27 protein-coding genes are annotated in these 24,574 nt (G+C 63.6%); 7 read left to right on the top strand and 20 right to left on the bottom strand.

The features are described from left to right. Positions 1-45 precede the first annotated feature (45 nt). Positions 46-981 carry an RNA polymerase sigma factor RpoH gene (gene rpoH / locus RMET_RS01385; RefSeq protein ID WP_008642691.1) on the top strand — a complete coding sequence of 312 codons (936 nt, stop codon included), beginning with the start codon at positions 46-48 and terminating at the stop codon, positions 979-981. A gap of 53 nt (positions 982-1,034) precedes the next feature. Here the strand turns inward: rpoH and RMET_RS01380 are convergent, their stop codons facing one another. From RMET_RS01380 to RMET_RS01360, 5 genes are all read right to left on the bottom strand, one after another. Further along, positions 1,035-1,649, bottom strand: coding sequence for an SCO family protein (locus RMET_RS01380; RefSeq protein ID WP_011515161.1), 615 nt, complete (start codon positions 1,647-1,649; stop codon positions 1,035-1,037). An 84-nt stretch (positions 1,650-1,733) separates the two neighbouring features. Then, complete coding sequence (gene cyoE / locus RMET_RS01375) at positions 1,734-2,660, bottom strand: heme o synthase (protein WP_080710331.1); 927 nt, start codon at positions 2,658-2,660, stop codon at positions 1,734-1,736. 8 nt (positions 2,661-2,668) lie between these two features. After that, positions 2,669-3,772 carry a COX15/CtaA family protein gene (locus RMET_RS01370; RefSeq protein WP_011515159.1) on the bottom strand — a complete coding sequence of 368 codons (1,104 nt, stop codon included), beginning with the start codon at positions 3,770-3,772 and terminating at the stop codon, positions 2,669-2,671. A gap of 5 nt (positions 3,773-3,777) precedes the next feature. Further along, complete coding sequence (locus tag RMET_RS01365) at positions 3,778-4,434, bottom strand: SCO family protein (RefSeq protein ID WP_029306760.1); 657 nt, start codon at positions 4,432-4,434, stop codon at positions 3,778-3,780. A 7-nt stretch (positions 4,435-4,441) separates the two neighbouring features. Then, the gene (locus RMET_RS01360; protein WP_080710330.1) at positions 4,442-5,203 is read right to left on the bottom strand and encodes an SURF1 family protein; all 762 of its coding nucleotides are present in this window, start codon (positions 5,201-5,203) and stop codon (positions 4,442-4,444) included. Positions 5,204-5,260: 57 nt separating this feature from the next. Here RMET_RS01360 and RMET_RS01355 point away from each other — a divergent pair, with 57 nt between their 5' ends. Next, positions 5,261-5,470, top strand: a complete 210-nt coding sequence (locus RMET_RS01355) for a twin transmembrane helix small protein (protein WP_008642681.1) — start codon at positions 5,261-5,263, stop codon at positions 5,468-5,470. Positions 5,471-5,570: 100 nt separating this feature from the next. Here the strand turns inward: RMET_RS01355 and RMET_RS01350 are convergent, their stop codons facing one another. The 8 genes from RMET_RS01350 to RMET_RS01320 all read right to left on the bottom strand — a co-directional run bounded on the left by RMET_RS01350 (position 5,571) and on the right by RMET_RS01320 (position 12,373). After that, positions 5,571-6,431: a cytochrome c oxidase subunit 3 gene (locus RMET_RS01350; protein ID WP_008642679.1), complete on the bottom strand. Its 861-nt coding sequence runs from the start codon at positions 6,429-6,431 to the stop codon at positions 5,571-5,573. A gap of 97 nt (positions 6,432-6,528) precedes the next feature. Next, positions 6,529-6,756 carry a DUF2970 domain-containing protein gene (locus RMET_RS01345; protein ID WP_011515156.1) on the bottom strand — a complete coding sequence of 76 codons (228 nt, stop codon included), beginning with the start codon at positions 6,754-6,756 and terminating at the stop codon, positions 6,529-6,531. Between the two features lie 2 nt (positions 6,757-6,758). Then, positions 6,759-7,355, bottom strand: a complete 597-nt coding sequence (locus RMET_RS01340; protein WP_011515155.1) for a cytochrome c oxidase assembly protein — start codon at positions 7,353-7,355, stop codon at positions 6,759-6,761. 36 nt (positions 7,356-7,391) lie between these two features. Beyond that, the gene (locus RMET_RS33915) at positions 7,392-7,538 is read right to left on the bottom strand and encodes a cytochrome oxidase small assembly protein (RefSeq protein WP_017511745.1); all 147 of its coding nucleotides are present in this window, start codon (positions 7,536-7,538) and stop codon (positions 7,392-7,394) included. A gap of 71 nt (positions 7,539-7,609) precedes the next feature. Then, entirely contained in the window at positions 7,610-9,220 is a 1,611-nt protein-coding gene (ctaD, locus tag RMET_RS01335; RefSeq protein WP_011515154.1) for a cytochrome c oxidase subunit I, read from the bottom strand. Positions 9,221-9,262: 42 nt separating this feature from the next. Further along, a complete protein-coding gene (coxB, locus tag RMET_RS01330) occupies positions 9,263-10,531 on the bottom strand; it encodes a cytochrome c oxidase subunit II (RefSeq protein WP_008642668.1) in 1,269 nt (422 codons plus the stop codon). Positions 10,532-10,592: 61 nt separating this feature from the next. Then, positions 10,593-11,108, bottom strand: coding sequence for a DUF2244 domain-containing protein (locus RMET_RS01325; RefSeq protein ID WP_011515153.1), 516 nt, complete (start codon positions 11,106-11,108; stop codon positions 10,593-10,595). 263 nt (positions 11,109-11,371) lie between these two features. Then, positions 11,372-12,373, bottom strand: coding sequence for a methyltransferase domain-containing protein (locus RMET_RS01320; protein WP_029306762.1), 1,002 nt, complete (start codon positions 12,371-12,373; stop codon positions 11,372-11,374). Between the two features lie 207 nt (positions 12,374-12,580). On the opposite strand from RMET_RS01320, the gene RMET_RS33480 reads away from it, so the two are divergent. Together RMET_RS33480 and trmL are read left to right on the top strand one after the other, a co-directional pair. Next, positions 12,581-13,138, top strand: a complete 558-nt coding sequence (locus tag RMET_RS33480; RefSeq protein ID WP_227874056.1) for a ComF family protein — start codon at positions 12,581-12,583, stop codon at positions 13,136-13,138. 52 nt (positions 13,139-13,190) lie between these two features. Further along, on the top strand, positions 13,191-13,661 hold the full coding sequence (gene trmL, locus RMET_RS01310) for a tRNA (uridine(34)/cytosine(34)/5-carboxymethylaminomethyluridine(34)-2'-O)-methyltransferase TrmL (RefSeq protein ID WP_011515150.1): 471 nt from the start codon (positions 13,191-13,193) through the stop codon (positions 13,659-13,661). Between the two features lie 13 nt (positions 13,662-13,674). On the opposite strand, the gene RMET_RS01305 is transcribed toward trmL, so the two are convergent. From RMET_RS01305 to RMET_RS01280, 6 genes are all read right to left on the bottom strand, one after another. After that, positions 13,675-14,658 (bottom strand): Bug family tripartite tricarboxylate transporter substrate binding protein, encoded by a 984-nt coding sequence (locus RMET_RS01305; RefSeq protein ID WP_011515149.1) that lies wholly within the window; start codon positions 14,656-14,658, stop codon positions 13,675-13,677. A gap of 6 nt (positions 14,659-14,664) precedes the next feature. Further along, positions 14,665-15,693 carry an NAD(P)H-dependent glycerol-3-phosphate dehydrogenase gene (locus RMET_RS01300; protein ID WP_008642656.1) on the bottom strand — a complete coding sequence of 343 codons (1,029 nt, stop codon included), beginning with the start codon at positions 15,691-15,693 and terminating at the stop codon, positions 14,665-14,667. Between the two features lie 118 nt (positions 15,694-15,811). Then, complete coding sequence (secB, locus tag RMET_RS01295; RefSeq protein WP_008642655.1) at positions 15,812-16,330, bottom strand: protein-export chaperone SecB; 519 nt, start codon at positions 16,328-16,330, stop codon at positions 15,812-15,814. 158 nt (positions 16,331-16,488) lie between these two features. Continuing rightward, positions 16,489-18,204 carry a group II intron reverse transcriptase/maturase gene (gene ltrA, locus RMET_RS01290; RefSeq protein ID WP_008642654.1) on the bottom strand — a complete coding sequence of 572 codons (1,716 nt, stop codon included), beginning with the start codon at positions 18,202-18,204 and terminating at the stop codon, positions 16,489-16,491. A gap of 1,248 nt (positions 18,205-19,452) precedes the next feature. Next, positions 19,453-19,710, bottom strand: a complete 258-nt coding sequence (grxC, locus tag RMET_RS01285; RefSeq protein ID WP_011515148.1) for a glutaredoxin 3 — start codon at positions 19,708-19,710, stop codon at positions 19,453-19,455. Between the two features lie 78 nt (positions 19,711-19,788). Continuing rightward, positions 19,789-20,202 (bottom strand): rhodanese-like domain-containing protein, encoded by a 414-nt coding sequence (locus RMET_RS01280; protein WP_011515147.1) that lies wholly within the window; start codon positions 20,200-20,202, stop codon positions 19,789-19,791. A gap of 144 nt (positions 20,203-20,346) precedes the next feature. Between RMET_RS01280 and gpmA the strand changes: the two genes are divergently transcribed. The 3 genes from gpmA (at position 20,347) to RMET_RS01265 (ending at position 23,774) form a co-directional block, all read left to right on the top strand. After that, positions 20,347-21,093, top strand: a complete 747-nt coding sequence (gene gpmA / locus RMET_RS01275; protein ID WP_011515146.1) for a 2,3-diphosphoglycerate-dependent phosphoglycerate mutase — start codon at positions 20,347-20,349, stop codon at positions 21,091-21,093. Between the two features lie 197 nt (positions 21,094-21,290). Continuing rightward, positions 21,291-22,898, top strand: coding sequence for a S41 family peptidase (locus tag RMET_RS01270; RefSeq protein ID WP_011515145.1), 1,608 nt, complete (start codon positions 21,291-21,293; stop codon positions 22,896-22,898). Between the two features lie 123 nt (positions 22,899-23,021). Then, entirely contained in the window at positions 23,022-23,774 is a 753-nt protein-coding gene (locus RMET_RS01265) for a HesA/MoeB/ThiF family protein (protein WP_011515144.1), read from the top strand. A 216-nt stretch (positions 23,775-23,990) separates the two neighbouring features. Here RMET_RS01265 and bfr read toward each other — a convergent pair whose 3' ends face one another. After that, positions 23,991-24,470 (bottom strand): bacterioferritin, encoded by a 480-nt coding sequence (gene bfr / locus RMET_RS01260; protein WP_008645854.1) that lies wholly within the window; start codon positions 24,468-24,470, stop codon positions 23,991-23,993. Positions 24,471-24,574: the final 104 nt, after the last annotated feature.

Raw genomic sequence — 24,574 nt, 5'->3', positions numbered from 1 at the left:
TCGGGACACACCGGCAACCCACCGCCGGATGCGAAAGGAGTCATAGTGAACGCAGTCCTGTCTGCCGATCAAACCCAAGTTACCCGCCGTCTGCCCACGGCGCCCCAGAATGCCGCCGCGAATGCCTTCGCACTGACCTTCCCCGGCACACTGGGTAATCTGGACAGCTACATTCAGGCTGTCCACCGCATCCCGATGCTCACCCCCGAGGAAGAGCTCAGCCTGGCTCGCGACCTGCGCGACAACGACTCAGTCGATGCCGCCCGCCGCATGGTGATGTCGCACCTGCGTCTGGTGGTCTCCATTGCTCGCCAGTACCTGGGATACGGCTTGCCTCACGCCGACCTGATCCAGGAAGGCAACATCGGGCTGATGAAGGCCGTCAAGCGCTTCGACCCCGAACAGGGCGTGCGCCTGGTGTCGTACGCGATGCACTGGATCAAGGCCGAGATCCACGAATACGTGTTGAAGAACTGGCGCATGGTCAAGGTGGCCACCACCAAGGCCCAGCGCAAGCTGTTCTTCAACCTGCGCAGCCACAAGCAGGGCTCGCATACCTTCACGCCCGAGCAGATCGAAGCCGTTGCGCGCGAGCTCAACGTCAAGCCCGAGGAAGTGATGGAGATGGAAACCCGCATGTCGGGCGGCGATATGGCGCTGGAAGGCCAGATCGAGGACGGCGAGGAAGAGTTCGCGCCGATCGCCTACCTTGCGGATAACCACAACGAGCCGACGCAGGTGCTGGAAGCCAAGCGCCACGACCGTCTGCAGGTCGAGGGCCTGGAAGAGGCGCTGACGAAGCTGGACCCGCGCAGCCGCCGCATCATCGAGGCGCGCTGGCTCGACGTCAACGACGATGGCTCGGGCGGCGCCACGCTGCACGAACTGGCCGACGAGTTCGGTGTATCCGCCGAGCGGATTCGCCAGATCGAATCGGCGGCAATGAAGAAGATGAAGGGCGCGCTGGCGGCATTCGCCTGAGGCCACGCACCCCGCAATGAGAAAGGCCGGTCATTAGACCGGCCTTTTCTTATTTACGACATCAACTGCTTGAGGTCATGCGCGATCGGCTCCGGCCCCTGGCCGTGGCGGATGAACAGCCGCAACTGGCCGTTCTGGTCGAACACGTAGCTGCCGGCCGAGTGGTCCATCGTGTAGTTGTCCGGCGACGAACCCGGCACCTTGGCGTAGTAGACCTTGAAGTCCTTGGTCACCTTCTTGAGCGCGGCCTCGTCGGCCGGGCGCAGGCCCAGGAAGCGCGAGTCGAAGGCCGGCACATACTGGGCCATCAGCGCCGCCGTATCGCGATCCGGATCGACGGTGACGAACAACACCTGCACCTTGTCCGCATCGGGCCCCATCTGCTCCATCACCTGCTTGAGCTCCACCATCGTGGTCGGGCACACGTCCGGGCAATGGGTGTAGCCGAAGAACATCAGCACCACCTTGCCCTTGAAATCGGCCAGCGTGCGGGTCTTGCCGGTGGGATCCAGCAGCGCGAAGTCCTTGCCGAACTCGGTGGCACCCGAGATATCGACGTTGCGGAAGGACGGCTTTGGCTGCCCGCAGGCGGCCAGCAGGGCCGTGCAGAGCGCGAGCAGCCAAAAGCGGCGGAATGCGGCCCAAAGGCCCTGGGAAGAGGTCGACATGCGCAAGAATTGGGAGGAGTTGCCCGAAAGTATCGCCGATCGGGCCGCCGATGACTTCCGGGCGCGGCAAGATGCCGCAGGCGGTCAGACCTGCGGCACGAACTTGAAGTAGTGATCCACAAGCAACACCGCAAACAGCAGCGACAGGTACAGGATCGAATAACGGAAGGTGCGCTGGGCGAGACCGTCGGAGTAGTTGCGGTACAGCTTCCAGGCATAGCCCAGGAACACCAGGCCCAGCCCCAGTGCCGCCACAAGGTAGATGTAGCCACTCATACCGTACACGAACGGCAGCAGCGTGGCCGCGATCATGATCAGCGTGTACAGCAGGATATGCAGCAGCGTGTAGCGCTCGCCGTGCGTGATCGGCAGCATCGGCAGGCCGGACTTGGCGTAGTCAGCGCGGCGGTACAGAGCCAGCGCCCAGAAGTGCGGCGGCGTCCAGGTGAAGATGATCAGCACCAGGAACCAGGCCTCGGCAGGCACCGTGCCCGATACCGCGGACCAGCCCAGCGCCGGGGGCATGGCGCCCGACAGGCCACCGATTACGATGTTCTGCGGCGTCGCCGGCTTCAGAAGGATCGTATAGACCACGGCGTAGCCAAGGAACGTGGCGAAGGTGAGCCACATCGTCAGGTCGTTGGCGAAGACGTGCAGCAGCCACATGCCGGCACCGCCCAGCACGGCCGAGAAGATCAGCGTCTGGGTGGTGGTGATCTCGCCGGTGGCCGACGGGCGCCACGCGGTGCGGCGCATCAGCGCGTCGATCTTCTGTTCCACCAGGCAGTTGATGGCGAAAGCCGCGCCGGCCAGCAGCCAGATACCGGCCGCGCCGCCGATCAGCACCGACCACGGCACCATGCCCGGCGTGGCCAGGAACATGCCGATGATGGCGCAGAACACGGCGAGTTGGGTCACGCGCGGCTTGGTCAGCGCGGCGTATTGGCGGGCCAGATGGCGTAATCGGCCCACGGAGGATTGGGAGTGGGTAGCAGTTACCACGGGGGGCATCTTGTCCTTCATGTGGCGCGCGCGGCAATCGAGGGTTGCGTGGCGGCGCCGGCGGAGCGAGTGGCGAGGCCGATATTGTAGTTGAGACGGAGCAACAACATCAGCAGCAGGGCTGCTCCGCCGTTATGGGCCACCGCCGCGACCAGCGGCCAGTCGAAAACGATGTTCGACATGCCGGTGCACAACTGCAGCGTCAGCACGACCAGCAACCACCGCGCATGCCGCGCCAGCCCTTCCATCCGGCGCGCGCGCAGCGCGAACCAGAGCAGGAAACCGAGCACGACGAAGGCGAAGCCACGGTGCACCCAGTGGATAGCCACCAGCGCCGCGTGCGGAATGTAGTCGCCGTCGGCCGTCATGCCCAGCTGGCGCCACAGCGTAAAGCCATGGCGGAAGTCCATCTCTGGCACGAGCTGGCCGTTGCAGAGCGGAAAGTCGGTACAGGCCAGCACCGCGTAGTTGGTGCTGACCCAGCCGCCCAGGAAGATCTGGACGACCAGCAGCACCAGGGCCAGCAGGCCGGCCCAGCGCAGCGAAGCCGCCTGTGGCGCCACGACATGCGGCGGTTCGTTACGTGACCCGAGCAGGATCAGCGACGCCAGCAGCGCCATCGCCAGCAGCAGGTGGGTGACGACGATGATCGGTTGCAGCTTCATCGTCACGGTCCACATGCCGAACGCGCCCTGCAGGCAGACCAGCAGGAACACGCCGGTGGCGAACCACGGCGACTGCTTCAGTTCCCGGCGCTTGACCCATGCCAGCACCATCAGCGAGATGATCAGCACACCGACCGCCATGGCGAAATAGCGATGGATCATCTCGATCCACGCTTTCATCAGCGTGACCGGGCCGCTCGGGAGCGCCGTTTCCGCCGCGCGAATCGGCTCCATCGCCGCGTGCGGGTTCGAGTGGCCGTAGCAGCCGGGCCAGTCGGGGCAGCCAAGGCCGGAGTCGGTCAGCCGGGTAAAGCTGCCGAACATGATCAGGTCCAGCGTCAGGAACGCCGTGATCCAGACGAGTCTGCGATATTTGTCGCGATCGCCGCGCACCATCACGTAGGACAGGGGCAGCAGCGCAATCAGGATGCCAATGATGGCCAACTGAAGCAGCATGGGATTCAGCCAATACGGGAATACTTCAGCAGCTTCTTCAGGTCGCTGCTGATCTTCTTGGGGTCGGGGTCCTTCGGCCAGCGCATCATCAGGTTGCCGAGCGGATCGACCAGGTAAATCGCATCCTCGACGCGCGCGCCGTCCTCGGCCGGCAGCCATTGGGCAATCGTGGCCCGGTCCATGCGCAGGAAACGCACGCCCGCATAAGGTTCGTTGTAGGCGGCGGCGAGCCGGTCGTCCACATCGCCCCGGTCCTGGATCAGCCAGACAGGCACGATCCGCTCGCGGTCCTCGCCCTGTCCGACGCGGATCTGGCGCACCGTGAACAGTTTCTTCGCGCAGGTCTCGTCGCAGGCGGACGGGTCGGTCATCACCATCAGCCACTTGCCGCGCATGGACGCGAGCGGCACCGACTCGTTGCGCTCATTGGTCACCTGCACGGGCGGCATGGGCCGTTGCGGGTCGATCAGCACGCCGTAGTTAGTGCTGCCGCCGGTCGGCTTGATCACGTAGTACGTGAAGTACGAAAAGAGTACGGGCGATGCGCAGACCAGCAGCAGCATCAGCATCTGCAGGCGGCCGCGGCGCGTGCGCGCGTCGATGCGGGGGTCCGGCGAAGCCGTGGGATCTGGCTGCGGCATGGCGTTCGTCTGTGCGTTCATCGTTCGTTTATAGGTTTCCATTGCCGTCTGCCCGGTCCAGCCGGGCGCGCCGCCAGCCGAGGACGGCCACCAGCACCAGCGTCAACACGGCCAGCCCGAACCACTGGGTAGCGTACCCGTAATGCCGGTCCGCGCCGAAATCGGCCGGGGCCCAATCGCGGGCCAGTCCATCTCCGGCATCGCCCGATTGTTCTACCACCACCGGCAGGAGTGACGCCCCGATCTCATGAGAAAAAGCGGCAAGGTCGATATTCTGACGGATCTTGCGTCCGGCCTCCGCGGAAGCATCCTGCCCGAGGCTGTAGACGCGCGGCACAGCGGCCAGCGCGGTGCCTTCGACAGTGACTTCCCCCGTGGGCGTCGGGAACGGCGCGATGCGCGTGCGGTCCTGCGCGTCGCGAGGCAGCCAGCCACGCATCACCAGCACGCTGCCACCGTCCGTGAGGCGCAACGGCGTGAGCACGAGGAACCCCGCACGGCTGTCAGTACCGTTGCCGTGCGGACGATTGTCGAGCAGCACTGTCTTGTCCGCGTCGAACGTGCCGCGCGCGCGCACGCGGCGCTCGACCAGTTGTGCGGCATCGGTCTGGCCCGCGCGCAGTTCGACGGGCGCCTGCTTCGCCAGCGTGGCCAGCCGCTCCGCACGGTCGATCTTTTCATGCGCGCGGCGCAGTTGCCAGTTGCCGAGCGCGCAGGTGACGACGATCACCACGAGCGCCGCCACCATTGGCACCGTGCCCGGCGAACGCCAGAGCGTGCGGGTCGTCACGGGTTCCCTCCGGGCATCGCAGTGCGATAATGGGCGCTTCGCAGAACGGGCCCCCACATGCGCTTCGTCATCCTTGTCGCCTTCATCCTGATCATTGGCAGCCTGGCCTCCGCGCTGTTCTTCATGATGCGCGACCGTGGCCGCACGCCCAACATGATGCGTTCGCTGATGTTCCGCGTCGGCTTCTCGGTGGCGCTGTTCCTGTTCATCCTGTTCTCGCACTGGATGGGCTGGATCCAGAGCACGGGCATCCATACGTCGCCCTGACAGGCATCCTCGCGAAAAAAAGCGCCGCCGAGATTTCTCTCCCGCGGCGCTTCGCTTTCTTCGATACCGCACGCCGCCCGCAGGCGGCGCGGCGAAATCCTTACAGCCAGTAGACCACCACGTACAGGCCCAGCCAGACCACGTCCACGAAGTGCCAGTACCAGGCTGCACCTTCGAATGCGAAGTGATGCTCCGGCGTGAAATGGCCCTTCAGCACGCGGATCAGCACCACCGTCAGCATGATCGCGCCCATCGTCACGTGAAAGCCGTGGAATCCCGTGAGCAGGAAGAACGTCGAACCATAGACACCCGAGGTCAGCTTCAGGTTCAGTTCGCTGTAGGCGTGCATGTACTCGTAGGCCTGCAGGCACATGAAGATCGCGCCCAGCAGGATCGTCAGGACCAGGCCCTGAATCAGCTGGCTGCGCTTGCCGGCCAGCAGCGCGTGGTGCGCCCAGGTCAGCGTGACGCCCGAGGTCAGCAGCAGCGCCGTGTTGATGGTCGGGATCGGCCACGGGCCCATCGTCTGGAAGTCTTCCACGGTGCCGGCAGGGCCCATGTTCGGCCACACGGCCGCGAAGTCCGGCCAGATGATCTTGTTGTTCAGGTCGCCCAGCCACGGCATGGCGATGGTGCGCGCGTAGAACAGGGCGCCGAAGAACGCCGCGAAGAACATCACTTCGGAGAAGATGAACCAGCCCATCGACCAGCGGAACGAGGTGTCGATGTTCTTGCCGTACATGCCGCCTTCGGATTCGCGGATGGCGTCACCGAACCAGCTCTTGAGCACGAAGAGGAACCACAACAGGCCGAAGCCGCACAGGTACGGCGCCCACGGCTGCCCGTTGACCCAACCCGCGGCTCCCGCGCCGGTCATCAGCAGGCCGAATGCCGCCGTGATCGGATGGCGCGACGGGCCCGGCACGAAGTAGTACGGGGCGTTTGCGCGATTCGCACTCATTCTTCTATCTCCAGCTCAGAGTCTCTAATGGTTATTCGCCAGATCCGCTTCGCTTCGGTTGCCAGCGGCTCTGTCCTTTTTCCCTGCTAGTTTCCTGCTACGACTGACTCACCACGGTGCGCACCACCAGGATCAGCACCGTCACGAACACTGCCGCCGCGATCAGCCCGGCGATGATCACGTGCACCGGGTTCAGCCGCGCCATATCGGACTCATGCTCCGACCCCTTGCGCAGCCCGATAAACGACCACAGCACCGCGCGCACCGTCTGCGCGAAGGACGCCTTGCGATGCACCGGATCCACCGAATCGTCGCGGTTGGTCATCGTCAGCTCCCCTTCTGCACCGAGGCCTGCTCATCCTGCGGCGCCTGCGCCACCGGCGTGCCCACCTCGAAGAACGTGTACGACAGCGTGATGGTCTTCACGTCCTTAGGCAGCTTCGGGTCGATCACGAACACCACCGGCATCTCGCGCGCCTCCTTCGACTTGAGCGTCTGCTGCTTGAAGCAGAAGCACTCGATCTTCTTGAAGTACTCGGTGGCCTGCTTCGGCGCGTAGCTCGGAATCGCCTGCGCGGAGATGTCCCGCGATTGCCCGTTGGCCACCTCGTACACGATCGTCGTCAGTTCGCCCGGATGCACTTCCATCGAATGCTTCACCGGCCGGAATGCGAACGGCCCGCGCGCGTTGGAATCGAACTCGACCGTGATCGTGCGGCTCGTGTCCACCTGCGAGTTCTTCAACGCCGACCCGCCATACAGATCGCGCGTGGTCAGCACATTGATGCCCGTAACCTCGCAGATCGCCTTGTACAGCGGCACCAGCGCGTAGCCAAAGCCGAACATCAGCGTCACCACCACCAGCAGGCGCAACATCATCCCGCGGTTGAAACGCTTCTCGATTGCCTTGTCCTGCCCGTCCACGCGTCTGCCTCCTACTTCATCGATCTGATCGGGACATCAGCCGCCAAGGAACACCATCTTGGCAAAGAATCCCAGAAAGAAGACCACCACGATCGAGAGCAATATCCAGCCAAGACGGCGGTTGGCGGCCCGCTGGGCGGCCTTGCGATCCTGCGGCGATGGGCTTGTTTCCGAGGGCTGCATGAGCATCTGGTTAGCGGGCCGGATACCTGCCCCGAGGGCTGGCATCCGGCCGGTGTTACTGGATTACTGGATTACTTGACGACCGGCGGCTCTTCGAACGTGTGGAACGGTGCCGGCGACGGCACGGTCCACTCGAGGCCTTCCGCGCCATCCCACGGCTTGTCGCCAGCGGCCTGGCCACCGCGGTACGACGGCAGGACCACGCAGAAGAAGAAGTACACCTGCATCAGGCCGAAGCCCAGCGCGCCGATCGAGGCGATCGCGTTGAAGTCCGTGAACTGGGTCGGGTAGTCCGCATAGCGGCGCGGCATGCCGGCCAGGCCCAGGAAGTGCATCGGGAAGAAGGTCACGTTGAAGAAGATCAGCGAGCCCCAGAAATGGATCTTGCCGCGCATCTCGTCATACATGAACCCGCTCCACTTCGGACCCCAGTAGTAGAAGCCCGCGAACAGCGCGAACAGCGAGCCCGCCACCAGCACGTAGTGGAAGTGCGCCACGATGAAGTAGGTGTCCTGCAGCTGGATGTCGATCGGAGCGACAGCCGGCATCAGGCCCGTGAAGCCGCCGATCGTGAACACGAAGATGAAGCCGATCGCGAACAGCATCGGGGTCTCGAACGTCATCGAGCCGCGCCACATCGTGGCGATCCAGTTGAAGATCTTCACGGCCGTCGGCACCGCGATCAGCATCGTCGCGTACATGAAGAACAGCTGGCCCGTCACCGGCATGCCGGTGGTGAACATGTGGTGCGCCCACACGATGAACGACAGGATCGCGATCGAGGCCGTGGCGTACACCATCGAGCTGTAGCCGAACAGGCGCTTGCGCGCGAAGGCCGGCACGACGTGCGAGATGATGCCGAACGCCGGCAAGATCATGATGTAGACCTCGGGGTGACCGAAGAACCAGAAGATATGCTGGTACATCACCGGGTCACCGCCGCCGGCGGCCGAGAAGAAGCTCGTGCCGAAATGGCGGTCGGTCAGCACCATCGTGATCGCGCCAGCCAGCACCGGCATCACGGCGATCAGCAGGTAGGCGGTGATCAGCCACGTCCAGCAGAACATCGGCATCTTCATCAGCGTCATGCCAGGCGCGCGCATGTTGAGGATGGTGACGATGATGTTGATCGAGCCCATGATCGACGACGCGCCCATGATGTGCATGGCGAAAATCGCCATGTCCATGCCCGGGCCCATCTGCACCGACAGCGGCGCGTAGAGCGTCCAGCCCGCGGCGGTGGCGCCGCCCGGCGCGAAGAACGAGCCAACCAGCAGCAGCGCGGCCGGCGGCATCAGCCAGAAGCTGAAGTTGTTCATGCGCGCGAACGCCATGTCAGAGGCGCCGATCTGCAGCGGGATCATCCAGTTCGCGAAGCCGACGAACGCCGGCATGATCGCGCCGAACACCATGATCAGCCCGTGCATCGTGGTGAACTGGTTGAACAGTTCGGGGCGGAAGAACTGCAGGCCCGGCTCGAACAGCTCCAGGCGGATCAGCAGCGCCAGCACGCCGCCGGACAGCAGCATGGTGAACGAGAACAGCAGGTACAGCGTGCCGATATCCTTGTGGTTGGTGGCGAACAGCCAGCGGCGCCAGCCATGCGGGTGATCGTGCGCATGATCGTGATCGTGCGCGTGGTCGTGCGGATGGCCCAGTGTCTCCGGGGTAGCGGTACTCATCGCAATGACTCCATCAATTCCTGAATGCGGGGCTACCGCGGGTCAGCCTGCGACGCGGTTGCCCGCGAGGCTGGCCTGCTTGTCGGGGGTGCTGGACGGCGCGGCAGCCTTCGGGGCTGCATCGCCTGCGCCGGCCTGTGCGCCGCCGCCTTCCGGGAACTTGCCCGTGCGGGCGCCCGTGAAGTCCGCCGGCTGAATCACTTCGCCGGTCTTGTTGCCCCAGCTATTCCGCGTGTACGTCATGACAGCGGCCAGCTCGGTGTCGGAAAGCTGCTTCCACGACGGCATGGCGTTACGGCCTTCCAGCAGCACGTGCATCTGGCCAGCCTTCGGACCGTTGACGACCTTGGAGCCGTCCAGCGCCGGGAACGGACCACCGCCCTTGCCGGTCGGCTGGTGGCAGACCGCGCAGTTGGTCGCGTAGACCTTTTCGCCGCGCGCCTTGATTTCGTCGAGGGTCCAGACCTTGTTGGGATCGTCCGCCGCCGCGGCCATCGCCTTCTTCTTGTCGTCAACCCACTTCGTGTACTCGGCATCGGACACGACGCGCACCACGATCGGCATGAACGCGTGTTCCTTGCCGCAGAGTTCGGCGCACTGGCCACGATAGACGCCGGTCTTCTCGGCACGGAACCAGGTGTCGCGCACGAAGCCCGGGATCGCATCCTGCTTGACGCCGAACGCCGGAATCATCCAGGCGTGGATCACGTCATTGGCAGTGGTGACGATACGGATCTTCTTGTTGACGGGCACCACCAGTTCGTTGTCCACCTCCATCAGGTAGGTGTTCGACTTTTCCTGCTGGTTGTTGATCTGCTCGCGCGGCGTGGTCAGCGTGGACACGAACGAGATGCCCTCGCCCTGGCCCTTGAGGTAGTCATAGCCCCACTTCCACTGATAGCCGGTGGCCTTGATCGTGATATCCGAGTTCGTGGTGTCCTTCATCGCCACCACGGTCTTCGTCGCCGGCAGCGCCATGGCGATCACGATCAGGAACGGCACGATCGTCCAGACCACTTCCACCGTGATGCTTTCGTGGAAAGAGGCCGGGCGGGCGCCCTTGCTCTTCCGGTGCTTGAAGATGGAATAGAACATCACGCCGAACACGGCGACGAAGATCACCGTGCAGATGATCAGCATCATCCAGTTCAGCCAGTGAATCTGTTCGGCGATTTTTGTAACGGGTTCGGCCAGGTTGAGCTGTCGGACGGCGGGGCCGCCTGGCATGTCACTGACCGCGGAGGCCGCCTGGCTGACAAGCAGGGACGCGCCTGCCAGACATGCTGCGGATGCCTTCTTCCACATTTTCATTGTTTATCTACCCAATTTACAGATTCAAATCTGTCCCCGCCCTGCCCCGCAACCTGTCCCTTCAGACACGCTGCAAGGCCACCGCGAGTTCCTGCGCGAACTTGCGCCGCCGATACGGGTCCAGATACAACCCCACCTGCACGGAGCGCTTGTCCGACCGCAGTACCACCGGCGCCCGGAACGATTCACCCAGTTCAACCCGCACCCAGCGTGGGTTGAATACTTCCCGCGTGATCCGGCTGGCGCTGGCTGTCTCCACGACCAGCATTCCGTCGGTCACACTCACGCGTTCATAATCCGCCGCATGGCGCGCATACGCCAGCAGGGCAATCCCCAGCCCGAGCAATTCCAGGCCAGCAAACGGCAGTACGAGCCAGGCCCCCAGCCACACGGCGAAGAACACCGCGATAGCTGTCGAGAAACATACGATGGAGAAGTAGAACCAGCCGGCCTGGCGCGGAGTGAGCGAGCAATTTCGCTTCATCAGCCAGTCGTTACTCGGCAAGGGGGTGCGTCCGTCGAGATTTCCGCCGGAGTCACCAACTGCCGTCTGGAATGCGATACCCAAGTCTTGCATCGCCAACCACTCCGCATCGGATGCACACCCGGGACGAAACACATCGGAGGTTTGCACATGCGAAGTGCATTCCAGGGACGTTCTTGTGCCAGGGGACCACTGCGACAAACTGGCGCATTATATGGCGCTTCGCATACCTGAACAAGGTAGGATTTGACCGAAGTGCTTGCGCTCATCTAGTTTTTGTGCATGGCCGCATCGCCCCCGATAGTCAACACAATCGGCGCGCGCGCATTGTCGCGCAACCATGCGCGACGCCGCTTTCACGGTCGCGGCCTGGCGCGTCCGATGCTGTCGACCGGCACAACTGCGCGGCCCTGATCGTCGGTTGCCTGCCTGCCACGCGGCGCCAGCTTCCATGCATGGCCGTAGACAATTTCGAACGTCAATGGGATCACGCCATCGGCGTTACGTTGACGTTCGAGCGCGGCCAGCACGGCCCGATACCACCGCCTGCCACGCAGCCCGACCGCCCCCGGACGACGGAAGCCGCCGAACGATTGCACTTCGCGCAACAGGTTCTCTGGCGACTCGTAGGTGACCGTCAGCGTTTCCATGTCCATCACCGGGGTGGACCAGCCGCTGTGCACGAGCATGTCGCCGATATCGTGCATGTCGACGAAGCGCATCGTGTGCGCGTCGAGATCGACATCGGCAAACGCCGCGCGCAGTTCCTTCAGCGTGTCGGGGCCGAACAGCGAGAACATCACGAGCCCTTCGTCGCCGGTCACGCGATGCCATTCCGGAAACACGCGATGCGGCTCCGGATGCCAGTGCAAGGCGAGGTTCGACCACAACAGATCGAAGCTGGCCGCGCCGAATGGCAGTGTGGCAAGATCGCCCTGCACCAGGTCGAACATCGGCCGCTTGCCGAGCAGGCGTCCGATCCAGCCGGGGCGCCGCTGCGGATCGCGCTGTCCCGCTTGCTGCAGCATAGCGCCGGAAATATCGAGACCGGCAATCTGCGCATCGGGAAAGCGCGCGCGCAATCCCGCCAGGCCCTGCCCGTGGCCGCAGCCGATATCGATGGCCCGGCGCGGCGTCAGCTTGACCACGTCCATGCGCTCGTGCATCCGCTGGCCGATTTCGCCCAGCAGAAAATCGAGCTGGCCGAAGCTGGGACTGCGGCGGTCAAAGGCAAGCCGGGTCAGGCGCGCGGGCGGCAACCAGGCATCGGGGGAATCAGCAGCATGCAGGGACACGGAGAGACGGAACGGAATCAGTGGAATCGGCGGGCGGCGCAACAGCGTGTCGCACCTCGGCATGGGCCGGACCCGGATGGCCGGCCAACAGGGACTGGAGTATACGCGCCCTCTTCGCAGCTCGCCGGGCGTGCCGGCGGGATCACCGGGCTCTGGTCAGCCCTGCTGCCGTCGGTTTGCCTGATCTGCGCGAAGGTCCAGCGCGACGTGGTCTGCGCGGGTTGCGCCGACACGCTGTTGAGAATCGTTCCACGCTGCCCGCGTTGCGCGATGCCCGGCACCATACCCGGTGTGAAAGCGGGCCGATGTGACGCCTGCGCTGACGACGACCCCATCGACGCCACATTGACGCTGGGCAACTACATCACGCCAGCCGATCGACTGGTTTTGCGCCTGAAGTTTGCCGCGCGCCTCCCCGCCGCCGCATGGATCGCCCGGCAAATGGCGACCCGGATGCAAGCGGCGGGTATCGCGCCCGATGTTCTGGCGCCGATTCCTCTTGCGCCACAACGGCTGGCGGGCCGCGGCTTCAACCAGGCGTGGGAAATCGCGCGGCCGCTGGGCAGGCAGCTTGGCATCGCGGTCTCGGCAACATTGCTGACCCGCCGGCGCGACACGGTCAGCCAGCGTGTGCTCGACCAGTCGGCACGGCAGGCGAATCTGCGGGATGCGTTCGTGCTGGACCCGCCCTGCCGGCTAGACGGACTGCATATCGGACTGGTCGACGATGTGATGACCACTGGCGCCACGCTACGTGAGGCGGCACGGGTGCTCAAGGCGCATGGCGCCGCGCGGGTGACGGCGCTGCCGGCACTGCGCACGCCGTGACACCGGCTGCGACTAGCGGTAAGCTGCGCTCCGGTTTTTCGCCTATCCCATCATGTTCAACGTCGTTCTTGTCGAACCCGAAATCCCGCCGAACACCGGCAATGTGATCCGCCTGTGCGCCAACACCGGCGCGCAGCTCCATTTGGTCAAGCCGTTGGGATTTCCACTCGAAGACGCCCGGATGCGCCGCGCGGGGCTCGACTATCACGAGTACGCGACGATGCGCGTGCATGAAAGCTGGGATGCGTTGATGGCTGCCGAGCAGCCGGACCCCACGCGCATGTTCGCGCTGACCACGCACGGCTCCACGCCGTTCGGCCAGGTCAGCTTCGCGCCGGGCGACTGGTTCGTATTCGGTTCGGAGACCCGCGGGCTCGCACCGGAGCGCCGCGAGTGGTTCCCGTCCGCGCAGCGCATCCGCCTGCCGATGCGCCCCAACAACCGCAGCCTCAATCTGTCGAACACGGTGGCCGTGGTCGTCTTCGAGGCATGGCGTCAGAACGGCTTCGCGGGCGGAAGTTGAATCGACAGCGCGGTCAGCCCTCGGGCTGCACGCCGGCCGCGCGAATCACCTTGTCCCAGCGTGCCTTCTCGCTGACCATCGTTTCGCGCAACGATGCCGGCGCGGTACCCGCCGGGACGAAATACTGCGTGCGCATCTTTTCGCGGATGTCATCGCTGCCGATGATCCGAACGAGTTCGCGGTAGAGCCGGTCGACGACCGGCGCCGGCGTGCCGGCCGGCGCCAGAATCGCCTGCCATGAAATCGCCTCGAATCCAGGGTAGCCCGATTCGGCCACGGTCGGCACCGATGGCAGCAGGGACGTCCGGCCCGTGGTGGTCACGGCCAGAATGCGCAACTTGCCCGCGTTGACCATCGGCATGGCAATCGCCGGCACCATGAAGCCGGCCTGCACCTGCCCGCCGACGATCGCCGTGGTGATCTGCGGAAAGCCCGGATACGGCACGTGCTGCAGATCGATGCCAGCCATCGCTTTCAACTGCTCCATCGCCAGATGCGCCGCGCTGCCGTTGCCGACCGAGCCATAGTTCAGCGCGCCCGGCTTCGACTTGGCCAGCGCGACGAACTCGCGCAACGTATGCACCGGCAGGCGGGCGTCGATGACCAGCACGTTCGGCGACGTCGCCACCAGCGTGACCGGCGCGAGCTGCTTCATCGGGTCGTAGCTCAGATGGCGATACAGCGACGGCGCGGTGACAAGCGGACCGTTGATCGTGAACAGCAGCGTGTAGCCATCGGGCGCAGCCTTGGCAACCATGCCGGTGCCAATATTGCCGCCGGCGCCCGGCCGGTTTTCGACAACCACGGGCTGACCGAGCACTGTGGCGAGCTTCTCGGTCACGATACGCGCGATCAAGTCCGGCGAAGAGCCCGGCGGGAACGGCACGATCATGCGGATCGGCTTGGCGGGCCAGGTATCGGCATGGGCAACGGCAGGAACCGCGCCGGCTGCGAAGGTGGCGATCAGGGCCTTGAGGGTGTGGCGTCGACTCGGCATCAAGTGTTACTCGTCGCGCGCGTCACGCTGCAGCAACTGCGAGACCGCATCGGCAACAGGCAACCCTTCGAACAGCACCGCGCATACCGCGCGCGTGATCGGCATTTCCACACCGACGCGCGCCGCCAGCGCGGCAACGGCCTGCGCGCAACGCACGCCTTCGGCCACATGGCCAAGGTCTGCCAGGATCTGGTCGAGCGTCTTCCCGCCCGCCAGTTGCTGGCCGACCTTACGGTTACGAGACAAATCGCCGGTGGCGGTCAGGATCAGGTCACCCATGCCGGCCAGACCCATGAAGGTCTCGACGCGACCGCCGAGCGCAAGGCCCAGGCGGGTCATCTCGGCCAGCCCGCGCGTGATCAGCGCCGCGCGCGCATTGAGCCCAAGCCCCAGGCCATCGCTGGCACCGGTGGCGATCGCCAGCACGTTCTTCACCGCGCCACCGACTTCGACGCCGATCAGGTCGTCGCTGCCATAGATGCGCATGGCATGGTGATGGAATGCCGCCTGCGCGCGATCGATCAGCACGTGCGCGGTGCCGGCCACGGTCAGCGCGCACGGCAGACCCTGCGCCACTTCCTTGGCAAAGCTCGGCCCCGTCAGCACGCCATATTCGATCTCGCCCGGCGCCACGCCGAGCGCGTTCAATTCATCGTGCACCATCTGGTGCGGCATCGCATGGGTCTCGGCCTCGAAGCCCTTGCAGAGCCAGAGCATCGCCAGCGGCCCTTTGCGACGCGCGGCCAACCTGCGCGTCATCTCGCGCAGGCCGGATACCGGCGTGCCGATGATCAGCAGCCCCTCCGGATCGGTCAGGGCGTGATCGACGGCGCGATCGAAATCGGGCTCGCAGACAAGCCGGGGCGACAGGCTCACGCCCGGCAGATAGGTGGCGTTGACGCCAGTTGCGGCGATGCCGGCAAGCTGAGCCGGATCGCGCCCCCAGAGCACCACGTCATGATCGGCGGCGGCCGTGGCCGCGTGGCTTGCAAGCGCGGTACCCCATGCGCCGGCGCCGAGAATGGTCAGTTTCATGGCAGGCCTGTGAAGTCAGCGAAAAGCGCTGTCGTCGCGACAGTATGAACGTTGACGCCTCGCAGAAACACCAAACGGGGCCGCAGCCCCGTTCTGGTGTCCGACAGGCAGTCGCCGATCAGTGGCGGGCCTGGCTGCCGTCAGGCATCACGATGCCCGAGTCGCCGCCCTGGCCTTGCGCTTCTTCCATCGCGGCCTGCAGGCGTTGCTCGTACAGCGCCTGGAAGTTGATTTCCGACAGGTGGATCGCCTGGAAGCCGGCACGCGTGATCACGTCGGCGATGTTGCCGCGCAGGTACGGGTACAGGATGGTCGGGCAGGCGATGCCCAGCAGCGGGTCCAGTTGTTCCACCGGCACATTGCGGATGTCGAAGATGCCGGCCTGGTGCGCTTCCACCAGGAAGGCCACCTTGTCTTGCACCTTGGTCGTCACGGTACCGGTCACGACCACTTCGAAGATGCCTTCCTGCAGTTGCGAGGCGCCCACGTTGACCTGGACTTCCACCGAGGGGGCTTCCGATTCGAGGAAGATGCCCGGCGAATTCGGCTGCTCCAGCGACATGTCCTTCAGGTACACGCGCTGAATGTTGAAGAAGGGCTGGTCGTCCTGCTGGTTGGCTTGTTGCTGGTCGCTCATGAAAGGCTTCCGGATGGATCGGTTTGGGCGCGCTGCGCCATGCGGCGCCGGTGGTGTCGATCACCGGCGGCCAGTTGGGAGGGTAGGAGCATACCATTGCTGGTTTGCTCCCCCCTAAGAACCGTACGTGCGAGTTTCCCCGCATACGGCTCAAGCCCTTACAAAATGCTGGACATCTCCAGCACCGGTTTCACAACGGTTCGACCATGATGGTGTACTTGGACGTGGCAGTTGGGATGCAGCAATACGCGATTTCCTAGAGCGTCTGAACCTCCGTGGGTTCTGTAGACGATGTGATGGTCATCCCACCCGGTCTCTTTGGTTATCTTGCACTGACACACCGCGCATAAGCCCCGCTGATCGACATATAGCCTGATCCACTGTTTCCGGTGAGACATGCTTTCCAGCATGCGGTCCCGGCGTAGATTTTCGCCATACATCTCTTGCGCTGGATCGAAAGGATTGAAGTCCCCCCGAATCTTCTTGTGCCGTCTGATGGGCGTGCTAGCAAGCGAATACAACTCCTGCCAGCGCCGTTCCCCATCGTCTTCCACAAACTCAGTCCCGAACACCCAGTTTCGATCACCAAACGAAGCGAAGTATTTCTTCCGCACCCATTCGGCGTTCTTCCCTCTGTGTCGCCGTTTTGTCCACCAAAGCAGCGCCCGGAAAACTCGGCTCTGCATCTTGCTGAACGCTTCTTTTGCCACTACCGGGCTGTGATACTGCGCCCAGCCTCTCAGCATCGGGTTCAGCAGGCGAATGATGACCTCCTGCTTTACCGTCTTGTTAGCACTGATAACCTCCTTAACCTTGCGATAGAACGCCTGCGCGTTTTTCCTGCTTGGCTTAATGAGCAGCGTTCCGGAATACTTCCGGAAATTCCACCCAAGGAAGTCAAAACCCTCGTCAATGCTCACGATCCGCGTTTTCTCCGTGGACAGGGACAACCCTCGAATTGCGAGGAACTGTTCCACCCACGGCTTCACCTCGTGTTCCAAAACTTCCGGCGTGCTGCCGGTGATCACGAAATCGTCCGCATAGCGCACAACATTTACTTTGAGCTTCCGGGTCTGGTTGACACCCAGCGTGGTTTCGAGAAACCGAGCTAGCTGTTGTTCCAGTCCGTTCAGCGCCACATTGGCTAAGGTCGGGGAGATGATGCCCCCCTGTGGCGTACCGGCTTCGGTCGCCTGAAACTGGCCCTGAAATACCACGCCAGCTTTCAACCACTTCCGAAGGATCGCTTTGTCCATAGGGACATTGCGCTCCAGCCAGTCGTGACTGATATGGTCAAAACACCCGCGGATGTCCGCCTCCAATATCCATGAGGCCGAGACCTTTCTGGATAAGTTGACGAATAGCTGGGACATAGCATCCGCAGTAGAACGATTGGACCTGAACCCATAAGAGTTCGGATCGCTCGTCCCCTCGGACACCGGTTCCAGCGCCAGCAGATATAGCGCCTGCATGGCCCGGTCCAACATGGTCGGGATACCCAGAGGGCGTTCCTTTCCGTTGGCTTTGGGGATGAAGACCCTCCGTAATGGCATGGGCCGATACCCCCGGCGTCTCAACCGTCCAATGGCTACCCATCGAACTTCAGGCGAGTCCCAGAGTTCGCGGTCGACACCTGCCGTCCGTTTACCTTGGTTCTCCGTCACTCGTCGCACCGCCGATGCCTTGGCGGAAAACGAGCGGGTCAGAGACCGCTGCAGAGCTTTCACCCTGCGCCAGTCCCGTTCCTGTGTCGCCTTCGCAATTCGAATCTGCATTGCTCGAACATTCTGTTCGACGCGGCGCCAATTGATGTCGCCCCATCGCTGCGGAATGCCGGAGGGCGCAGATTCATCCTCGCGGATCAATGCTTCCATGCTGCTCTCCTATCTTGAGGACTTCCCCAACTAGCAGAGACAACATGCCCCTTGCGGGGTATGTCACCCCCCAAGGGAAGAAAATTAAACAAGCGAGTTCAGTCAGCCGTCTTGCGACGAAAGACCAGTTGGAAGTCTGCCCGCTTTCGCGTGGGATGATGTTTCAACCCCTATCCGGACCATTACAGCCCGACGTTCGCTTTCTCCAACCTCCCATACCCGCACAGCCAACAGCGTTCCTTGCGGTTCGCTTGCCAGAGCCATACAGCGCCCCGGCAGCCATACGGGCTTACCACGTTCCCTGCGCGTTACAAGACCGGGTTAGGGCCTGCCTCTTCGCCGGTGGTCTTACAGCGACGTATTCCGAGCTTCCAGCGGAATAACCGACCACGTACCTTTTGGTTAGTGCCACGCAGCAGCTTAGGCACCGTCATATTCACGGCGTTTATCAGCAGTTCACTTACATTACCCATACCAGCCAGCCTGGCTCCTTGACCCCATTGCTGCTCGGAGTCTCTGCGTCCTTATCTCACGATAATGACGCACCCTTGCGGGGGCTACGTTGTCAGGAAAGCTTCACACCCCACCGTTGCCAGTGACGCATGTCTCCCTAGGCTACTGTCAGTCGCATGACAGGTTCTCTATCGAGGCACCCTCGCGGGTGTATTCGACCGAACCATAACGCGCAGAGCTATACGCTCCGGGAAACCTCACTTCATTACTTCAGTGCCTCCATAGTGGCAGGCGCTTGACGGCGGCGGTCTCTTTCGAGCGCAGACCCGTCCCAAAGAACGTAGCGCCGACCCAACCGGGCCGGTTTGAATGCTATGTAGCGGAGATGCAACGAAAACTACAGTCGCAAACCCACCCGCACCTACCGAAGTAGGGCGTTTAAAGAGAACTTGCCCAAAGGCAAGCGTCCCCGCCTTTGGGCAATGGCTGGACATATATCCAGCAAATAGCAAGCTGCGAGTCAGCCGATGGTCTGGCCTTCCCACAACACATGGACTCGCTCCAACCTTACGGCTGGGCTTGTCAAAGCAAGAAATGGTTGAGATTGGACGGTTCTGGCCGAAGCCTTTCCCTTGTCTCAACAAAGGTCGATGCTCTTAACGTAGAGCTGCCGGACACGAAAGTGCGTGTCGCACGAAAGCGCATATGGTACATGACGCCGTGGGCGAATTCACCCGGGGCCGGCGTCAATCGGATAGGTCGTTGATCTCGCTGGGAAACCGCCGGGGCCGGGGCTCAGGCCGCCAGCAGCGGCACCAGGCCGCCCTGACGGTCCAGCGCGGACAAGTCGTCGAATCCACCCACGTGTGTCTCGTCGATATAGATCTGCGGCACGGTCCGGCGGCCGGTGCGAGTCATCATTTCCTCGCGCTTGCCGGGTTCGCGGTCGATCAGGATTTTCTCGATCGCCTCGACGCCCCGCTGCTTGAGCAGACGCTCTGCCATCTGGCAGTAGGGGCACACCACCGTGCTGTACATGACGACGCGGGCCATGCGAAATCTCCTTGAATTCAAAACAACGGCGCGGACCGCCCGGGGCGGTCCGCGCCGCGAATACTTCGATAAATGGGCTTACTTGATGACCGGAAGTCCGGCCTGCTGCCAGGCGGCCATGCCGCCTTCGAGCGCATAGACCTCACTGTACCCGGCTTCCTTCAAGGCTGCCTGAGCCTTGCTCGAGCGCTGGCCGTTCTGGCATACCACGATGATGGGGATGGCCTTATCCTTTGCAAGACCGCCCGCCCGGTTGGGCAGGTCGTCGAGTGGCGCGCTCTTCGCTTGCGGCATGTGGCCCTTGGCGAACTCGGCAGCGTCGCGGATATCCACCACCACCGCATTGCGCTTGTTGATCAGCTGCGTGGCGGCGGCCGCATTGACGCGTTTTCCGCCCGTGCCGCTCTTGATCGTCGGCCAGGCCAGCAGGCCGCCAGAGACCACGGCGATGGCGATCAGGGCCAGGTTATTGTAATCGGCGAAGAAATTCACGTTGGCATTCCGTTGGGTTGGGTCGGCGGCATTATAAAATACGCGGTTTCGTGCCCACGCCGATATTTGTCCGTCGCCTCCCGGCCGCCGCCGGCCTTGCGACGGATCGTGCGCACTGCAGGTCATTTACTCCCTGGAAGCAGCATGTACAAGCTCGTTCTCATCCGCCACGGCGAATCCACGTGGAACCTCGAAAACCGCTTCACCGGCTGGGTCGACGTCGACCTGACCGATACGGGCGCCGCGCAGGCCAAACAGGCCGGCACGCTGCTCAAGGAAGCCGGCTTCGCCTTTGACGTGGCCTACACCTCCGTGCTCAAGCGCGCCATCCGCACGCTCTGGCACGTGCAAGACGAAATGGACCTGATGTGGATTCCGGTGCGCAATGAATGGCGCCTGAACGAACGTCACTACGGCGCGCTGGCCGGCCTGAACAAGGCGGAAACGGCCAAGAAGTACGGCGACGAGCAGGTGCTGGTGTGGCGCCGCAGCTACGACACGCCGCCGCCCGCGCTGGAGCCGACCGACGAACGTGCCTCTTTCGGCGACCCGCGCTACGCCAATGTGCCGCGCGCGGAGATCCCGCTGACCGAGTGCCTGAAGGACACGGTGGCCCGCGTGATGCCGCTGTGGAACGAATCCATTGCTCCCGACATCAAATCCGGCAAGCGCGTGGTGATCGCCGCCCATGGCAACAGCATTCGCGCCCTCGTAAAGTATCTGGACCAGATTTCGGATGACGATATCGTCGGCCTCAATATCCCCAATGGCACCCCGCTCGTCTACGAGCTGGATGCCGACCTGCGCCCCCTGCGCCACTACTACCTGGGCGACCAGGAAGCCATCGCGGCGTCCCTGGCCGCCGTGGCCAGCCAGGGCAAGGCCCGCTGACAGCCGGCGCGCGGATGCGCCGGCCCGGGTCGCACCCGGGTAGGCGCGCCGCGTTGTGTGGCCGCCACCACCATGGAATGGCGGCCCGCAGGTCTTTTTCTCCGCACCCTCTTATACTGTCGGTCAAATCCGCCCCCCGGGTCATCCCGGCACGGACCTGACCCTTGCACAAATCCTCACACGTTCAGGCTGCCCTCATGCGTAAGACGCTCAAGAACATTAGCCTCGTCTCAATAGGCGTCGTTGCCGGCGTGCTCGCCACGCTGCAGATTTCGGCGACCGCCCAGAATACGACCGGGCCGCTGCCGCTGGACCAGTTACGGCTGATGGCCGATATCTTCGGGCAGATCAAGCGCGAGTACGTGGAGCCGGTCGACGACAAGAAGCTGCTGACCGAAGCCATCAAGGGCATGGTCGCCAGCCTCGACCCGCACTCGGCCTACCTGGACGAGAAGGATTTCAAGGAACTGCAGGAAGGCACGCGCGGACGATTCGCCGGCCTGGGCATCGAGATTTCCCAGGAAGAGGGCCTGGTCAAGGTCATCAACCCGATCGAGGACACGCCCGCGTTCCGCGCAGGCATCCAGCCGGGTGACCTGATCACGCGGATCGACGACAAGCCGGTGCGCGGCCTGCCGCTGGAACAAGCGGTCAAGCGCATGCGCGGCGAGCCGGGGACCAAGGTCACGCTGACGATTTACCGCAAGAGCGAGGAACGCACGTTCCCGGTGTCGATCACGCGCGCGGAAATCCGCGTGCAGTCGGTCAAGACCAAGATGCTCGACAACAACACCATCGGCTGGGTGCGCCTGACAAGCTTCCAGGAACGTACCGTGACCGATCTGGGCCGTCGCCTCAAGGAGATGGCTGATAAGAATCCGAACCTGCGCGGTATCGTGCTGGACCTCCGCAACAACGGTGGCGGCGTGCTGCAAGGCGCGGTAGGCGTGGCCGCGGCCTTCCTGCCCGAGGATTCGGTCGTGGTATCGACCAACGGCCAGGTGCCGGATGCCAAGCGCGTCTACAAGGCGTCGTTCAGCAACTACCGCCTGTCGTCGCTCGAGGACGATCCGCTCAAGGACCTGCCGGCAGAGTTCAAGAAGCTGCCGATGGTCGTGCTGACCAACGCCTACTCGGCGTCAGCATCGGAAATCGTGGCCGGCGCGCTGCAGGACCACAAGCGCGCGACGCTCATGGGCAAGACGACGTTCGGCAAGGGCTCGGTCCAGACCGTTCGCCCGCTGACCAACGACACCGGCATCAAGCTGACGATCGCGTACTACTACACGCCGTCGGGCAAGTCGATCCAGGCCAAGGGCATCCGCCCGGATATCCCGGTCGACCAGAACCCCGATGGCGATCCGGACGACGCGCTGATCACGCGTGAAATCGACACCGAACGCCACCTGCACAACAAGCAGGAGTCGGAAGAGCCGGAAATGGCCGAACGCGAGCAGCGCCGCGTGGAAGAACTGCGCCGCCTGGAAGAAGAGAACGCCAAGAAGACGCCGGAAGAGCGCGAGAAGGAACGCAAGAAGAAGCCGGTGGAATTCGGTTCTGCTGACGACTTCATGCTGCAGCAGGCCATCGCACAGCTCGACGGCAAGCCGGTGCAACGTTCGAAGTCGCGCCTGGAAGCCACCGGCACGGCTGGCAAGCCGGACAGCTCCGACAACCCGAAGCCGGCCAGCAAGGCGCCCGCCAAACCGGCAGCCAAGCCGGCGGCCCCGGCCAAGCCTTCCAGCCCGCCGCCCGCGAGTGCCCCGATCGGCGAACCGCTGGGTACGCCGACCGGCAAGAAGTAACGGCAGGACGCGAGAAGCCCGCCGCGCGACACTGGCGCGTGGCGCTTCCCGCCTTCAGCCCTGCGGCCCGCGGTATTGCACCGGCGGGCCGTTTTTGTTTGATCTCCTGATTCCACGTGGACCATGAACGACGATCAGCTTCTGCGCTACTCGCGCCATATCCTGCTTGACGAGCTCGGCATCGAAGGCCAGGAGCGCCTGCTGGCCGGCCATGCGCTGGTGATCGGCGCAGGCGGGCTAGGTGCAGCGGCGTTGCCCTACCTGGCCTCGGCCGGCGTGGGCACGATCACGATCGTCGACGACGATGACGTTGACCTGACCAACCTGCAGCGCCAGATCCTGCACACCACCGCCAACGTGGGCCGCCCCAAGGTCGAATCGGCCAGGGAGGGAATGCTGCGCATCAACCCCGACATCGACATCCGCATGGTGCCGATGCGGGTGGGCGACGCCGAACTGGATGGTCTCGTCGCGCAGGCTGATGTAGTGCTCGATTGCTGCGACAACTTCGCCACACGCCACGCGGTGAATCGCGCCTGCCTGCGTCACCGCAAGCCGCTGGTATCCGGCGCCGCGCTACGTTTCGACGGCCAGGTCACCGTATTCGACCTGCGCAATCCCGATGCGCCGTGCTACGCCTGCCTGTTCCCGCCATCCGAACCGGCGCCTGAGGCCGCCTGCGCCACGATGGGCGTGTTCGCGCCGCTGGTCGGCATGATCGGCACGGTACAGGCCGCCGAGGCCCTGAAGTTGCTGACTGATGTAGGAGAGACGCTGGCGGGCCGCTTGCTGATGGTCGACGCCATGTCGATGGAGTGGACCACGATGCGCCTCGTGCGCACGCCGGGCTGCGAGGTCTGCGGCGGGGACCACTGAGTCCCCCCGGGCTGCGGACGATGGACGATCCGGCGCTGGAGCCCACCGGCGCGGACCGTCCATGCTGATACAGCTGGATGAGTACAAGAATCCGAATGAGAACGGTTACTAACCGATCACGCATTCGGGCGCGACGTCTCGAAACGCCGCGCTTCTGACCAGCCGTCGCCGCGCGTCATCGCGACGCGCGCGGCGGCCAATCCTTTGCCTGCGCGCTTACTGCTCGCCCGGCTCCATCTGAGACTGCAGGTAGTTCGGCAGGCCGACCTTGTCGATCAGGTCAAGCTGCGTCTCCAGGTACTCGATGTGCTCCTCGGTGTCCGTGAGGATATCGACCAGGATTTCGCGGCTGACGTAGTCACCAACCGATTCGCAGTACGCAATGCCTTCCTTGACGGTGGCGTGAGCACCCTGCTCCAGCTTCAGGTCGCACTTGAGCATTTCGGGCGTGTCTTCGCCGAGGAGCAGCTTGTGCAGGTCCTGCAGGTTGGGCAGGCCGTCGAGCATCAGAATGCGCTCGATCAGGCGATCGGCGTGCTTCATTTCGCCGATGGATTCCTTGTACTCCACGTCGCCGAGCTTCTTCAGCCCCCAGTGGCGATACATGCGGGCGTGCAGGAAATATTGGTTGATCGCGGTGAGTTCGTTCTTCAGCTGCGCGTTCAAATGCTGGATGACCTTCTTGTCACCTTTCATACAGGGCTCCTGTTGCAAACGACAACGGACCCAGGCAGCGGCACGAATGACAAAGACCGCAAATACAAGAAAGCGCGCCTCGGACTTTCGTCCGTGGGCGCGCT

The organism is Cupriavidus metallidurans CH34, from assembly GCF_000196015.1.
Lineage (GTDB): Bacteria > Pseudomonadota > Gammaproteobacteria > Burkholderiales > Burkholderiaceae > Cupriavidus > Cupriavidus metallidurans.
This window is presented reverse-complemented; position numbering and strand designations above follow the sequence as displayed.